We start from the raw sequence: 14132 nt of genomic DNA, 5'->3' as shown, positions 1-14132 counted from the left end.
CGAGGTGCTGGAGCGTGACTGTATGAGCGTGCCCAAAGGTGTGCCCCAGGGTGGTCCCCATGCTGCGCCCCATGGCGGTCCCCATGGCGGGTCCGAAATCGCCGCCGCCACTGGGTCCTTCCGCTGGCGCCGTGAGGACACCGTCCGTACCGCCGGGCTGCTGGGGGTGATCGTCGCCCTGCATGTCGTGGCCTTCGGGATTCTGTTCCTGCTGGTGATACCGAGTCACTACGAGATGGGCTCCAAGGCGTTCGGGGTCGGACTGGGCGTCACCGCGTACACGCTGGGCATGCGGCACGCCTTCGACGCCGACCACATCGCGGCGATCGACAACACCACCCGCAAACTGATGGCGGACGGCAAGCGGCCCGTGTCGGTGGGTTTCTGGTTCGCCCTCGGGCACTCCAGCGTGGTGGTCGTCATGGCGCTGCTGGTCGCCGGCGGGGCGAAGCTCGCGGGCACCCTGATGGACGACGGGTCCCGCAGCCACCAGATCCTCGGGACCGTCGGTACGACGGTTTCCGGATCGTTCCTGTATCTCATCGCCGCCCTCAACCTGGTCGCGCTCCTGGGCATCCTGCGCGTCTTCAGGGCCATGCGCGGCGGACGCTACGACGAGGCCGAGCTGGAGGCGCACCTCGACGCCCGCGGCTTCATGAATCGCGTGCTGGGCCGGTTCACCAAGTCCATCACCCGCCCCGGCCAGATGTTCCCGCTCGGTTTCCTCTTCGGCATCGGATTCGATACGACGACGGAGGTCCTGCTGCTGGCCATGGCCGGCAGCGGTGCCGCCGCCGGGCTGCCCTGGTACGCGATCCTGTGCCTGCCGCTGCTGTTCGCGGCGGGCATGAGCCTGTTCGACACGCTGGACGGCACGTTCATGAACTTCGCCTACCAGTGGGCGTTCTCCAACCCGGTGCGGAAGGTCTTCTACAACCTCGCCATCACCGGCCTGTCCATCGCGGTGGCCTTCTTCGTCGGCACCATCGAGCTGGTGGGCGTCCTGCACGACAAACTCGGCCTGCGCGACCGCGTCACCGGCTGGATCGCCGGCCTGGACCTGGACAACGTCGGCTACGTCATCGTCGGTCTGTTCGTGGTCGTCTGGGCAGCGGCCCTCGCGTACTGGCGGCTGGCCAGGGTCGAGGAGCGCTGGGCCGTCCGCCCTGCCGACACCGGCTGAGGGACCGTGTGAGGGTGTAGCGCGCTACACCCTCACACGGGTGCCTCCTCACCCGACCGCCCGGCCCGCGTCCTCTAGCTTTGCCCCATGTGGAAAACGGTCCAGCGCGCCGCGTGGGCCACGGTGCATCTCGTGGTGGCCGCGGCGATGGCGTTCGGCGTGTGGATCTTCATCACCGTGCTGTTGATCACCGCCATCGGCACGCTCGCGGTGGTCGGTGCGTGGATACTGCCCGAGACGGTGCTGCTGATCCGCCGGATCGCCGGGGCCAAGCGGCAGCTGACGTCCGCCTGGACCGAGCGGCGGATTCCCGAGGCCTATCAGGGCCTCGACGGAACCCTGCGCGAGCGCCTGCGGATCGCCGTACGCGATCCCAGCACGCTCATCGATCTGCGCTGGATGCTCGCCTACTACTTCTACGGCGCGCTCGTCTTCCTCGCGCTGCCGCTGTGGCCCGTAGGGCTGGTCGTCGACGGCGTGTGGTGCGGGCTGCTGCGGCGGCGCGCGGTGGTGCTGCCGCTGATCGTGCGGCTCGCGGACATCGAGGCCCACTGGTCGACCGTACTGCTCATGCCGTCCCCCAAGGCCCAGCTGGCCGCGCGGGTGGAGGAGCTGAAGGAGACCCGGGCCGACGCGATCGCCGCGCACGGTGCCGAGCTGCGCCGCATCGAGCGGGACCTGCACGACGGTGCGCAGGCCCGGCTGGTGGCCCTGTCCATGCGGATCGGGCTCGCCAAGCGCGCCTACGACCATGATCCCGAGGCCGCGCGCAAGCTGCTGGACGACGCCCAGGACCAGGCCGAGGAGGCGCTGACGGAGCTGCGGCACGTGGTGCGCGGCATCCATCCGCCGATCCTCACCGACCGCGGACTGGTCGGCGCGGTGCGGGCGCTGGCCGCCGGCAGCGGACTCACCGTGTCCGTCGACGACGACGGCGTGGACGAGGGCCCGCGGGCGCCCGCGGCCGTGGAGGCCGCCGCCTACTTCGTGGTGGCCGAGTCGCTGACCAACGTCGCCAAGTACAGCGGGGTGACGCGGGCCGAGGTCCGGCTCGCCCGCACCCGGCGCGGGCTGACGGTGCGGGTGCGCGACGAGGGCCGGGGCGGCGCCGACGAGGCCGGTGGTTCGGGGCTCCTCGGCATGCGGCGGCGGGTCGCGGCGCTGGACGGGACGTTCGATGTGACCAGCCCGGCCGGAGGGCCGACCGTGATCGATGTGGAGCTGCCGTGCGTGTGGTGATCGCCGAGGACAACGCCCTGCTCAGGGAAGGACTCGTGCTGCTGTTGACGTCCGCCGGGCATGAGGTGGCCGCCGTCGTCGGCACCGGTCCCGAGGTCGTGCCGGCGTTGCTGGAGCACCGGCCGGATGTGGCCGTGCTGGATGTGCGGATGCCGCCGAGGTTCCGTGACGAGGGGCTGCGTGCGGCGCTGGAGGCGCGTAAGGAGATTCCTTGGCTGCCGGTGCTGGTGCTCTCGCAGTATGTCGAGGAGTCGTATGCCGCTGAGTTGTTGGGTGGTGGGAGCAGTGGTGTGGGTTATCTGCTCAAGGACCGGGTGGGTCGGGTGGATGAGTTCCTCGACGCGCTGGAGCGGGTCGCGGGTGGGGGGACCGCTCTCGATCCCGAGGTGGTGACCGAGTTGCTGTCCCGGCGGCGGGACACTCCGCTGGACTCGCTCACTCCGCGGGAGCGGGAGGTGCTGAAGCTGATGGCGGAGGGGCATGACAACGCCACCATCGCCAAGAGTCTCGTCGTCACCGAGCGCGCGGTCCACAAGCACATCGGCAACGTCTTTCTGAAGCTGGGGCTGCCGGTGAGGGACAGCGGGCACCGCCGGGTGCTGGCCGTACTGGCGTATCTGGCGCACGCGCCGGAGTGACGCCGGTACGGCCGTTCCGGGTAATGGTGTAGCGGGTCCTCAGCCCGCGTGACGTTCCGCCAGCAGTTCCGGCTGCTCCCTCAATTCGCCCAGCGGGAGGGTGTGCTGGGTCTGGAGGACCTTCGCGCGCAGGTAGCGGACGTTGTGCGCGGTGGTGAAGACGCCGGTCGGGATCCTGTCCTGGACGTCGATGCCGAGATCCCTCAACTGGTCTGCCTTGTCGGGGTTGTTGGAGAGCAGGTCCAGGCTCGGGATGTCGAGGGCCCGCAGCATCTGGGCGGCCGCCGTGTAGTCGCGGGCGTCCTCGGGCAGGCCCAGCGCGGTGTTGGCGGCGTACGTGTCGAGGCCCTGGTCCTGGAGGGCGTACGCGTCGAGCTTGTTGTAGAGGCCGATGCCGCGGCCCTCCTGGCGGAGGTAGAGCAGGACGCCGCCGCGGTCGGCGATGCGCTCGACCGCCTCGCGCAGCTGCGGTCCGCAGTCGCAGCGGGCCGAGCCGAAGACGTCCCCGGTCAGGCACTCGGAGTGCAGCCGGACCAGCGGGGTGGTGCCGGGCGCCGGGTCGCCGAGGACGACGGCCAGGTGTTCCTGGCCGTCGGCGAGGCCGTGGAAGGTGACCAGGTCGGCGTCGACGCCGTAGCCGTCGTGGAAGCGCAGGGGGACGCGGACGCGGGAGCGGGGGGTGGCGGTGGGGAAGTCGGGCATGGGGTTCTCCCGGGTCCGGTGCTCATATCTGCTTCAGATTTGAAACAGATCTACGGCTAGGGACCCTACCCCATGCTTTAAAGTTGAAGCAATGCTCTGTGATGCAGGTTATGGGCGTTGTAGGCGTTTTGGGCGGGGCGCGTTATGAGCGGGAGGCGTTATGAGCAGGACGGAGAGGAGCGTCGGCGCCACGGGACGTCCTCGGGTGCGGACTGGGCGTCGTCCCCCTGGAGCCCCTGCGCGATCCCCGTGCAGATCTCCTCCAGCTGATCCACCTGCTCCGGAGTGAGCCGGTCGAAGAGGGAGGCGCGGACTGTCTCGACGTGGCCGGGCGCCGTCCGCTCCAGCACCGCCATCCCCTCTTCGGTGAGCGCGGCGACGCTGCCCCGCTTGTCCCCTCGGCAGTTCTCGCGCCGCAGCAGGCCGTCCTTCTCCAGGCGGGTGACCGCGTACGTCAGCCGGCTGCGGGTGATCTTCAGCTTCTCCGCGAGATCGGTCATGCGCAGACGGTGCTCCGGCATTTCGGAGAGGTAGGCGAGGATGGAGTAGTAGAGGTGTGGCATGCCGGCCTCCTGCTGGAGCTGCCGGTCGATCGCGTCCTCCAGGAGGAGCGACGCGGCGACGTACGCGCGCCAGGCGCGCTGCTCCTTCGAGGTGAGCCAGCGAGTCGTCATGCCCCCAGTGTAGGTTTGTTTCAAACTTGAACCAAGCCCGCCGTGCCGCCGCCTTCGAGAGGGACCGCGCCGATGCCTCACCCGTACGTCCTCCTCTCCGCCGCCGTCTCCCTCGACGGCTACCTGGACGACACCGGCCCCGACCGCCTGCTGCTCTCCAGCCCGGCCGACTTCGACCGGGTCGACGAGGTGCGGGCGTCCGTCGACGCGATCCTCGTCGGCGCGGGGACCATTCGGGCCGACAACCCGCGGCTGCTGGTCAACTCGCCGGAGCGGCGGGCCGCGCGGGTCGCCGCGGGGAATCCGGAGTATCCGCTCAAGGTCACGGTCAGCGGGTCGGGCGAGCTCGATCCGACGGCGAAGTTCTGGCACACGGGTGGGGAGAAGATCGTCTATACGACGGAGGAGGGGGCGGGGCGGGTTCGGGGGGTGGGGCTGACGGCGGAGGTGGTGCCTCTGGTTTCTCAGGGTGGTGAACTGGACTGGCGGCTGTTGCTGGAGCATCTGTACGACGTCCGGGGGGTCCGCCGTCTGATGGTCGAGGGCGGCGGGCAGATCCACACCCAGCTGCTCCGGCAGGGCCTCGCCGACGAGCTCCAGCTGGTGCTGGCCCCGCTGTTCGTCGGCGATCCGGACGCGCCCCGGCTGTTCGGGCCGGGTGTGTATCAGCGTGGACGGCTCCGGCTCGTGGAGACGCGGCCCATCGGCGACGTGGTCCTCATCCGGTACGAGCCGACGGCACCCGGCACCGGCAGCCTCCCGTCCGCCGCCGACCGGCACTGGCTGGCCCGCGCCTGCGAGCTGGCGGCCCTGTGCCCGCCCTCGGAGACGGCGTTCAGCGTGGGCGCGGTGGTGGTGGCGGCCGACGGGACGGAGCTGGCGCGGGGGTACTCCCGGGAGGGCGATCCGGTCGTGCACGCGGAGGAGGCGGCGCTGGCGAAGATCGGGCCGGGGGATGTGCGGCTGGCGTCCGCGACGGTCTACAGCAGCCTGGAGCCGTGCGCTCGGCGGGCGTCCCGGCCGGTGCCGTGTGCTCGGCTGATTCTGGAGGCGGGGGTGCGGCGGGTGGTGACTGCTTGGCGAGAGCCGGAGACGTTTGTGGCGGGGGCCGATGGGAGTGGGGTGCTGGTGGGGGCAGGGGCGGAGGTGGTTCTGCTGCCCGAGTTCGAGGAGCTGGCGAAGGTGCCGAATCGGCATCTGTTGCGCTAGCTGTATTGATCACGAGCGCCTCTTGGCGCCGGGGCAGGTGAGTGTCTTCAGCCCGGCCGGGGCTGGAAATTCTTCGTCGAAACGGGGTGGAAGCCGTCGTAAAACACCCCGTAAAGGGCAGTGGACGAAAACCCGTGTACTTCGGCCCCCGCAGATGGCGTATGCTGGTCTTACAACGACGCGGGGTGGAGCAGCTCGGTAGCTCGCTGGGCTCATAACCCAGAGGTCGCAGGTTCAAATCCTGTCCCCGCTACTGAAGGCCGAGGGCCGGAATCCGAAAGGGTTCCGGCCCTCGGTGCGTTTCGGTACGACGGCCGGCAGGGCGGGCTCGATCGCCGTCACCCCGCGTGAACGCGTCGTCCCGCTCCGATAACAACTGACATACCGTCAATACCTGTGAGCTTCCTGAGCCTTGGTCAACTCGCCCGATTTTCGCCGGTCATGGGCCGTTAGTCCCACGGGAAAACGTTAATGATCAAGCGGAACAGCTTGGAATCGAGCCCCCTGGTCTATTAACGTTCGATAACGCAGCGCGGTCGTCCCAGCCGTCACAAGAGGCGGCTCCGTGCGCACGCGCCGAATTCCGCAAGGGAACCGGGGAACCACCACCTTGGGGTGAATCGCGCGGATGCCACCGTGAACTCACGGCTGGTATACGCGCGTAGGAGACCTTCCTGCTCCGAACCCGTCAGCTAACCCGGTAGGCGAGAAGGAAGGAAAGGAGTACGCCCCACGTGGCGTCCAACCGGCCTGCCCCAGAAGCCCCGTTCGTGCCCAGCCAGCGCGACACCGAGACATTCGGCTACGGCACTTACCAAAACGACGAGGGCCCCTGGGAGGAGTGGAACCCCACCGAGGATTCCCTCCGCCCCGTACGTGGCCGGCATCGTGTCGCCAAGCAGCGCGGCGGAATCGCCCGCAGCTCCACCGTCCTGGGCGTCGGCGTCATAGCCGCCGTCGGCGCGGGCGGCATGGCCAGCGCGCAGACCGGCACTCCGCCGGTCTCGATCTCCCTGCCCGACCTGCCCAATGTGGGCTCCCTCCTCTCGGACGACGTCGCGGACGAGGCCGAGACCACCACCGCGCTCAGCAGCGTCGCCGAGACCTCCACCGACGACACCGCGCAGAGTGCCTCGGACGCCGGTGAGGCGCTGCGGACCCGGATCATGGCCCAGGTCGAGCAGCAGCAGGACCAGGTCGAGAGCAAGGCCGCCGCCCAGGCCGTGGCCGCCGCCGAGAAGGAGGCCGCCGCGGCGGCCGCCAAGGCGGAGCAGGAGGCCAAGGCCAAGGCCGCCGCCGCGAAGAAGAAGGCGGAGGAGGAGGCCGAGCGGAAGGCCGAGGCCGAGCGCCTCGCCGAGCTGGCCAAGCAGTTCACGCTGCCGACCTCCTCGTACACCATCACCAGCACCTTCGGCCAGGCCGGCTCCCTCTGGTCGTCCGGCTACCACACCGGCCTCGACTTCGCCGCGCCCACGGGCACGCTCATCAAGGCGATCCACTCCGGCACGATCACGCAGGCCGGCTGGGACGGGTCGTACGGCTACAAGACGGTGCTCACCCTCGAGGACGGCACGGAACTCTGGTACGCCCACCAGTCGTCGATCAGTGTCAGCGTCGGCCAGAAGGTCAGCACGGGTGAGGTGATCGGCCGCGTGGGCGCCACCGGGAACGTCACCGGTGCCCACCTCCACCTCGAAGTCCACTCGGGCGGTGCCGACTCCGGGATCGACCCGATGGCCTGGCTGCGGAGCAAGGGCGTCAACCCCTGAGCCACACCGACCTTCTGATCACCGGCGGTCCTGACGGCGTCCTTGCGACGTCAGGGCTGCCGGTCTTCGGTGTATGCGGAATACAGGCTGGTGGGGCGGGTGTTGAAGAGGAGCATGACTTCTCCTGCTCCTGCTCCTTCGCTTCGCAAGCTCGGTTCCTCGGACCTTGAGGTCTTCCCGCTGTCCCTCGGCGGCAATGTCTTCGGCTGGACCGCCGACGAGGCGGAGTCCTTCGCCGTGCTCGACGCCTACACGGCCGCGGGCGGCAACTTCGTCGACACCGCCGACTCCTACTCGGCGTGGGTCGACGGCAACAAGGGCGGCGAGTCCGAGACCGTCATCGGCAAGTGGCTCAAGGCGCGCGGCAACCGCTCCGACGTCGTGATCGCCACGAAGGTCAGCCAGCACCCCGACTACCGGGGCCTGTCGGCCGCCAACATCAAGGCCGCCGCCGACGCCTCGCTGCGCCGCCTGGACACCGACTACATCGACCTCTACTACACCCACTTCGACCAGCCCGACGTGCCGGTCGAGGAGATCATCGGCGCGCTCGACGAACTGGTGAAGGCGGGCAAGGTGCGGCACATCGCCGCCTCCAACATCTCCGCCGAGCGGCTCGCGGCGTCCCTGGAGTTCTCCGACCGCGAGGGCCTCGCCCGGTACGTGGCGCTACAGCCCCACTACAACCTGATCTCCCGCGACACCTACGAGGGCGAGCTACAGGACCTCGCCGAACGCTCCGGCCTGGCCGCCGTCCCGTACTCCGCGCTCGCCTCCGGCTTCCTCACCGGCAAGTACCGGCCCGGTGTGACCGTCGACAGCGAGCGGGGGACCAGGGGCGCCGGCCGGCCCCTGGAGACCGACCGCGGGCGCAAGGTGCTCGGGGCGCTCGACGAGATCGCCCAGGCCCACGACGTCCCGGTCGCCACGGTCGCCCTGGTGTGGCTCGCCGCCCAGCCCACGGTGACGGCGCCGATCGCGTCCGCGCGGACGGTGGAGCAGCTGCCGGCGCTGATGGGTGTGGCGGAGCTCAGCCTGACGCAGGAGGAGGTCGGGAGGCTGACGGCGGCTTCGGCCTGACCGTTCGTTCCTGATCCCCGCTCAGGGCCCTAGGTCCGGTACGGGTTGTACGAGGGATACGGCGTCGTCGGCGTCGTCGGATACCCGTACGCCCCGTACACCGGCCACGGCGGCGCGGCCACCGCCACCGGCGGGGCCGTCGCCCGTGCCGCGTGGTCCAGCGCCGGGCGCGCCACGTCCCGGCGCCGCCACAGCTCGGCCAGCAGTTCCCGTTCCCGTACGGCGAAGTCGGCCCCGGCCCGCCCACGGCGCCCGCGTTGCCGGAGGAACGCCAGCGAGGTCGCGTAGGCCTCGTACTGCGACACCGCCCGCGCCGCCGGCCTTCCGGCGTGGTGGCGGGCGTAGTCCCGGGCCATGCGCCGGGCCCGCATCGAGCCCAGCGCGTACGGCTCGGCCGGTGTCAGCCACCCCGTCACGGCATAGGCGGGCAGTTCCTCCCGTACGGTCTTCAGCTCGCGCTGCCGCGTCCAGATGACGAGCCAGGTCAGCAGCCCGAACGCGGGCACCATGAACGCGGCGTAGACGGCGAAGAAGCCGTACTCGCCGAACGACGACGAGCCGTTCCAGATCGCGTGCATGCCCATCGCGAGCAGCAGCCCGGACAGCGGCAGCAGGACGCGCCGCACATGCTGGCGCTCCGCCGAGAGCGCGGAGATGCCGAAGCCGATGCCGGTCAGGACGGTGAAGAGCGGGTGCGCGAACGGCGACATGATGACGCGCACGAAGAAGGTGGCCGCGGTGACGGAGGCGATCCCGCCCTCGCCGTTGAGCTGGTCGGTGCCGAAGGCGGTGCCGAGGTAGAGGATGTTCTCGGTGAAGGCGAACCCGGTGGCGGTGACCCCGGCTATCACCACCCCGTCGACGATCCCGGTGAAGTCCCGGCGTCTGAAGAGGAAGACGAGTAAGACGGCGGCGGCCTTGGCCAACTCCTCGACGATCGGCGCTATCACGGTCGCGCCGAGGGTGTCCGCGCTGGAGGGATCCGCGGTCGCCGTCGCTATCCATCTGGTCGCGAAGCTGTTGGCGACGATCGCTATCAGCGCCGCCGCGCAGGCGCCCCAGGCGAAGGCGAACAGCAGGTTGCGCCAGGGCCCCGGTTCGACCCGGTCGAGCCACCGGAAGGCGGCTATGAGCAGCGGTACGGGCAGGACGGCGAGCCCGAGCCCGACCAGGAACCCCTCGGTGCCGGTCTGTTGGCGGACGAGGGCGAGGATGACGAGCCCGGAGAGCGTGAGGAGCGTGATCAGCGCGCCGTAACGCACCCACTTCTTCTGCCACCAGTGCGCGTGCCGCAGTGCGCCACCGGCGGGAGGGCCGGGATGCGTCGGGTACGGGGGAACGGTGGCCACGGCATTGACCCTAACGAGGGATGGGCGCCGCCCGCAGGAGTGGGGACGTGGGCTCAGGCGCCTGTGGGGGGTAGGTCTGTGTCCTGTTCTGTGTGCTGGTCCGGATCCTGTTCTTCCCGCTGTACGCGCCGGAAGAGCAGGTCGTTCACGACATGTCCCTTGTCCAGTCCCTGGCCCTCGAAACGGGTCAGCGGCCGGAAGTCGGGACGCGGCGCAAAACCACCGTCGGCCTGGGTGTTCTCGAAGGCGGGGTGCGCGGTGAGCACCTCGAGCATCTGCTCCGCGTACGGCTCCCAGTCGGTCGCGCAGTGCACGATCGCCCCGGGCCTGAGCCGGGCCGCGACGAGGTCGAGGAACTCCGGCTGGATCAGCCGCCGCTTGTGGTGCCGCGTCTTGGGCCAGGGGTCGGGGAAGTAGACGCGCAGACCGTCCAGGGAGTCGGGGGTGAGCATCTCGCGCAGCAGGATGATCGCGTCGCCGTTCCCGACCCGGACGTTGTTCATGCCGTTCCGGTCGGCGAGATTCAGCAGATTCCCCTGCCCCGGGGTGTGCACGTCCACGGCGAGGATGTTGGTCTCCGGGTCGGCGGCCGCCATCCGGGCCGTGGCCTCCCCCATCCCGAACCCGATCTCCAGCACGACGGGATTGCCGTTCCCGAACAGCTCACCGAGATCGATGACGCGCTGCCCATCGATGTCGAGCCCCCACTGGGGCCACAACCGCTGCAACGCATCGGCCTGTCCCGCGGTCACCCGACTCCGCCGCGGCTGAAAACTCCGGATACGCCGCTCGAAGTGCGACCCGGCGGGATCGGCACGGGGCCCATCGGGAAACCGCGGCTCCCCCTTGGCCCGGCTCTGCCGAACGGGGGAGGCGGGCCGGGAGGTTTCGGGGGCGTTGAGGGAGTCAGACACAGTGGGGTCGATTTTACGGCGGTCGCGAGGGTGAAAGTTGGTCCAGGTCATCTCAGCCCGTCCGGCGTTTGAGGACGAGGCCCGTTCAGGGCCGACAGCGGGGGTCTGGGGGCGGCAGCCCCCCGGGACGGGACGGGTAGGGGCGGCGGGGGCGATACCCCACGCCAGCCCCCCCTCACCCCGCCCCCAACACAGCCAACGCCCGCCGACCCACCTCCCGCCCGATCGGCAGCGAAGCGGTAGCCGCGGGAGACGGCGCGTTCAGCACATGCACCGCACGCTCCCCCTCCCGTATCAGAAAGTCGTCCACCAGCGTCCCGTCCCGAAGCACCGCCTGCGCCCGCACCCCCGCCACCGCAGGCACCAGATCCCCCTCCTCAATCGCCGGCAACAACCTCCGCACCGCCCCGGCAAACGCCCCCTTGGACACCGACCGCCGCAGCTCACCGGCCCCGTACCGCCAGTGCCGCCGAGCTATCCGCCAGGAACCCGGCCACGCCACCGCCACCCCCACCTCCCGCAGCCGCACCACACCCCACCCATACCCCTCCCGCGCCAGCGCCGGCACCGCGTTCGGCCCGATGTGCACACCGCCGTCGATCCCGCGCGTGAGATGCACCCCGAGGAACGGAAACGCCGGATCCGGCACCGGATACACCAGCCCCCGCACCAGCCCGGGGCGCGCGAGCTCGTAGTACTCCCCCCGGAACGGCACGATCCGCATCCCCGGCTCGTCCCCGGTCATCCGCGCGATCTCGTCGCAGTACAGCCCGGCACAGTTCACCAGCACACGCGCGCGTACGACGTCCCCGGCGCCGGTGAGGACGGCCACCCCGACCCCTGCCCGCCGGTCGATCCGCACGACCTGAGCCCCGTACCGGATCTCCGCCCCCGACGCGTCGGCCAGCTGCCGGGCGACCTCGACGAAGTCGCACACCCCGGTCGTCCCGACGTGTATCGCGGCGAGCCCGCGCACCTCCGGCTCGTACTCCGCGATCTGGGCGGCGCCCAGTTCCCGTACCGGAATGCCGTTCTCCCGGCCGCGCTGCACGAGCGCGTGCAGCCGGGGCAGCTCGGCCCGCTCCGTCGCGACGATCAGCTTGCCGGTGACGGCGTGCGGGATGTCGTACTCCGTGCAGAACTTGATCATCTCGGCGGCACCCCGCACGGCGTACCGGGCCTTGAGCGAGCCGGGCCGGTAGTAGATCCCGCTGTGGATCACCCCGCTGTTGCGCCCCGTCTGGTGCCGGGCGGGCCCCCGCTCCTTCTCCAGCACCGTGACCCGCGTGCCCGGGGCGGCGCGCGTGATCGCATACGCCGTCGACAGACCGACGATCCCGCCGCCGATCACCAGCACGTCACAGTCGTAGCCGATCTCCCGCGCCACCTGCACCACCTCCCGGCTTCGATAGTGCACTGCGCCACTGACAATGCCCTCAAACCCGGAAAGCGCCGACGGTGACCCGCGGGTGCCGGCCGGCCCGCCGGCGGCCCGCGCCGGTGGCCTCGCCGAACCGGTAGGCCGCGGTCGCCCCGGCCGCGGTCGTCGGCGACCGTCGCCGCGTCCGTTGCTGCGGGCTGATCGGCGCAGGACGGCGCTCGCCGGCGAGGCGGCCCGGGACAGTCCTGGCCGGGCGCCCTCCGACGGGGCGCCGAGGGCCGGCCCCGTTCGCGCCGGCGCGTACGCGTCCGGCCAGGCCGGCTCAGGCCGGGGCCATGAGCAAGGGGCGCGCCCGCTCCCGCAGCTCCACCACCCGCGGCTCGTCGCCGTACGGCTCCAGCCGGTGGAGAAGGTCCTTCACGTACTCGGTGGTGCGCGCCGAGGAGATGCGCCCCGCCACCTCCACCGCCCGTACGCCCTGCTCGCACGCCGCGTCGAGATTGCCGGACTCCAGCTCGGCGACCGCCGACACGACCAGCCTGAGGCCGTGCGAGCGTACGAACTCCTCGGTCGGCTTCGACAGGGCCTGCTCGGTGAAGCGGCGGACCTGGCGCGGGGCCTTCAGATCGCGGTAGCACTCGGCGGCGTCGGCGGCGAAACGGTCGTAGGAGTAGAAGCCGAGCCAGGACGGGTCCATGTCGCCCTCGCGGGACCGCTCCAGCCAGCCCTCGGCCGCCTTCAGGGCCGCGCCGGCCGCCTGGGCGTCACCCGCGCGCGCGTGCGCCCGTGCCTCGACCAGGCGGAAGAAGCTCATGGTGCGGGCGGTGGCCAGTCCCCGGTTGCGTTCCAGGGCGGCCTGGGCGAGGTCGACGCCCTCGTCGCCGAAGCCGCGGTAGGTCGCCTGGAGGGACATGGAGGCCAGGACGTACCCCCCGAGAGGGACGTCGGCGGCGGCCCGCGCGAGGCGCAGCGCCTGGATGTAGTACCGCTGCGCGGCCTCCTGCTGGCCCGTGTCGAAGGCCATCCAGCCCGCGAGGCGGGTGAGTTCGGCGGAGGCGCCGAAGAGGGCCCTGCCGACCTCGTCGGAGTACGCGCCGAGCAGCAGCGGTGCCGCCTCCACGCGCAGACACTCGGGGACCATGGACGAACGCCAGTCGCCGCCTCCGTACTTGGAGTCCCAGCGCCTGGCGTCCTCGGCGGCCTCCCGCAACTTCTGCACATCGCTGTGGCCGACTTTGAGCGGTGCGCCGGAGTCCTCGGCGAGGTTCACCTCGCGCGCGACCGAACTGTCGGCCGGGGTTATCAGCCACCGCGAGGCAGGCGTTGCGTATGCGCTCACTGCGAACGATCCGGCCAGCGACTGCCAGATGCCGCCGGAGCCGGCCCGGCGGCCGGCGAGGTCGAGACGGTAGAGCTCCGTCGCCGACTTCACCGCCTGTCCGACGTCTCTGGGGAAGGCGAGGCCCACTTCGGGTGCGGGATCCGCGTCCGCCAGGCCGATCTCGTGGAGCGGCACCGGGCGGCCGAGCTTCTGCCCTATCGCGGCCGCGATGAGGTGCGGCGCGGCGCCCTGCGGCACCATCCCCTTCGACACCCAGCGCGCGACCGAGGTCTTGTCGTAGCGAAGAGTCAGCCCGCGTTGAGCGCCAAGATCGTTGACGCGTCGGGCGAGTCCTGCGTTGCTGATTCCCGCGAGGGCGAGAACGGCGCCGAGTTTTTCGTTCGGCCCGCGTTGCTCCCTGGACATTGCGCCACCCCTCGACACAGACGGCTGCCGCGCTGGCATAACCACGCGGCATTCGTAAACCCAGCGTAGTTCGCCGCATCCCAAGCGTTAAGAGGCATTGTCCCGGATGGCGGGATTGTGGTCCGTACTCAAGTGCGGGGTCGCGACGGACGGTTGCGGCGTGCTCCCGCTGTGTGGCCGTGCGCCTGTCCGTGCGCTCTTCTCCGGCCATCGGGGCAACGGTTCCATGGGCCGTGCGTGGGTCGGC

At 70.6% G+C, this 14132-nt stretch carries 12 protein-coding genes, 1 tRNA gene and 1 riboswitch; of the genes, 7 read left to right on the top strand and 6 right to left on the bottom strand.

Annotated elements, in window-relative coordinates; all coding sequences use genetic code 11:
* The first annotated feature begins 22 nt into the window (after positions 1 to 22).
* From AB0I77_RS29475 to AB0I77_RS29465, 3 genes are all read left to right on the top strand, one after another.
* Positions 23 to 1183 (top strand): HoxN/HupN/NixA family nickel/cobalt transporter, encoded by a 1161-nt coding sequence (locus AB0I77_RS29475; protein WP_363285761.1) that lies wholly within the window; start codon positions 23 to 25, stop codon positions 1181 to 1183.
* An 87-nt stretch (positions 1184 to 1270) separates the two neighbouring features.
* Complete coding sequence (locus tag AB0I77_RS29470) at positions 1271 to 2422, top strand: histidine kinase (RefSeq protein ID WP_363285760.1); 1152 nt, start codon at positions 1271 to 1273, stop codon at positions 2420 to 2422.
* Positions 2410 to 3060: a response regulator transcription factor gene (locus AB0I77_RS29465; RefSeq protein WP_363285759.1), complete on the top strand. Its 651-nt coding sequence runs from the start codon at positions 2410 to 2412 to the stop codon at positions 3058 to 3060. Before AB0I77_RS29470 ends, AB0I77_RS29465 begins: the two co-directional genes overlap by 13 nt.
* Positions 3061 to 3099: 39 nt before the next feature.
* Here AB0I77_RS29465 and ribA read toward each other — a convergent pair whose 3' ends face one another.
* On the bottom strand, positions 3100 to 3762 hold the full coding sequence (gene ribA / locus AB0I77_RS29460; protein WP_363285758.1) for a GTP cyclohydrolase II: 663 nt from the start codon (positions 3760 to 3762) through the stop codon (positions 3100 to 3102).
* 158 nt (positions 3763 to 3920) lie between these two features.
* Positions 3921 to 4436 carry a MarR family transcriptional regulator gene (locus AB0I77_RS29455; protein ID WP_363285757.1) on the bottom strand — a complete coding sequence of 172 codons (516 nt, stop codon included), beginning with the start codon at positions 4434 to 4436 and terminating at the stop codon, positions 3921 to 3923.
* 72 nt (positions 4437 to 4508) lie between these two features.
* On the opposite strand from AB0I77_RS29455, the gene AB0I77_RS29450 reads away from it, so the two are divergent.
* From AB0I77_RS29450 to AB0I77_RS29435, 4 genes are all read left to right on the top strand, one after another.
* Positions 4509 to 5645, top strand: coding sequence for a dihydrofolate reductase family protein (locus tag AB0I77_RS29450; RefSeq protein WP_363285756.1), 1137 nt, complete (start codon positions 4509 to 4511; stop codon positions 5643 to 5645).
* A gap of 179 nt (positions 5646 to 5824) precedes the next feature.
* Positions 5825 to 5898, top strand: a tRNA-Met gene (locus tag AB0I77_RS29445).
* Positions 5899 to 6209: 311 nt separating this feature from the next.
* A riboswitch (cyclic di-AMP (ydaO/yuaA leader) is annotated at positions 6210 to 6367 on the top strand.
* A 12-nt stretch (positions 6368 to 6379) separates the two neighbouring features.
* Positions 6380 to 7414, top strand: coding sequence for a M23 family metallopeptidase (locus AB0I77_RS29440; RefSeq protein ID WP_363285755.1), 1035 nt, complete (start codon positions 6380 to 6382; stop codon positions 7412 to 7414).
* Positions 7415 to 7528: 114 nt separating this feature from the next.
* Positions 7529 to 8494: an aldo/keto reductase gene (locus AB0I77_RS29435; RefSeq protein WP_363285754.1), complete on the top strand. Its 966-nt coding sequence runs from the start codon at positions 7529 to 7531 to the stop codon at positions 8492 to 8494.
* Between the two features lie 29 nt (positions 8495 to 8523).
* Here AB0I77_RS29435 and AB0I77_RS29430 read toward each other — a convergent pair whose 3' ends face one another.
* The 4 genes from AB0I77_RS29430 to AB0I77_RS29415 form a co-directional block, all read right to left on the bottom strand.
* Positions 8524 to 9843, bottom strand: a complete 1320-nt coding sequence (locus tag AB0I77_RS29430) for a PrsW family intramembrane metalloprotease (protein ID WP_363285753.1) — start codon at positions 9841 to 9843, stop codon at positions 8524 to 8526.
* Between the two features lie 53 nt (positions 9844 to 9896).
* On the bottom strand, positions 9897 to 10757 hold the full coding sequence (trmB, locus tag AB0I77_RS29425) for a tRNA (guanosine(46)-N7)-methyltransferase TrmB (RefSeq protein WP_363285752.1): 861 nt from the start codon (positions 10755 to 10757) through the stop codon (positions 9897 to 9899).
* A gap of 175 nt (positions 10758 to 10932) precedes the next feature.
* On the bottom strand, positions 10933 to 12174 hold the full coding sequence (gene lhgO, locus AB0I77_RS29420; RefSeq protein ID WP_363285751.1) for an L-2-hydroxyglutarate oxidase: 1242 nt from the start codon (positions 12172 to 12174) through the stop codon (positions 10933 to 10935).
* Positions 12175 to 12460: 286 nt separating this feature from the next.
* The gene (locus AB0I77_RS29415; protein ID WP_363285750.1) at positions 12461 to 13885 is read right to left on the bottom strand and encodes an MFS transporter; all 1425 of its coding nucleotides are present in this window, start codon (positions 13883 to 13885) and stop codon (positions 12461 to 12463) included.
* Between the last annotated feature and the right edge of the window lie 247 nt (positions 13886 to 14132).

Origin of the sequence: Streptomyces sp. NPDC050619, assembly GCF_040654815.1 — a bacterium.
Classification (GTDB): Bacteria; Actinomycetota; Actinomycetes; order Streptomycetales; family Streptomycetaceae; genus Streptomyces.
This window is presented reverse-complemented; position numbering and strand designations above follow the sequence as displayed.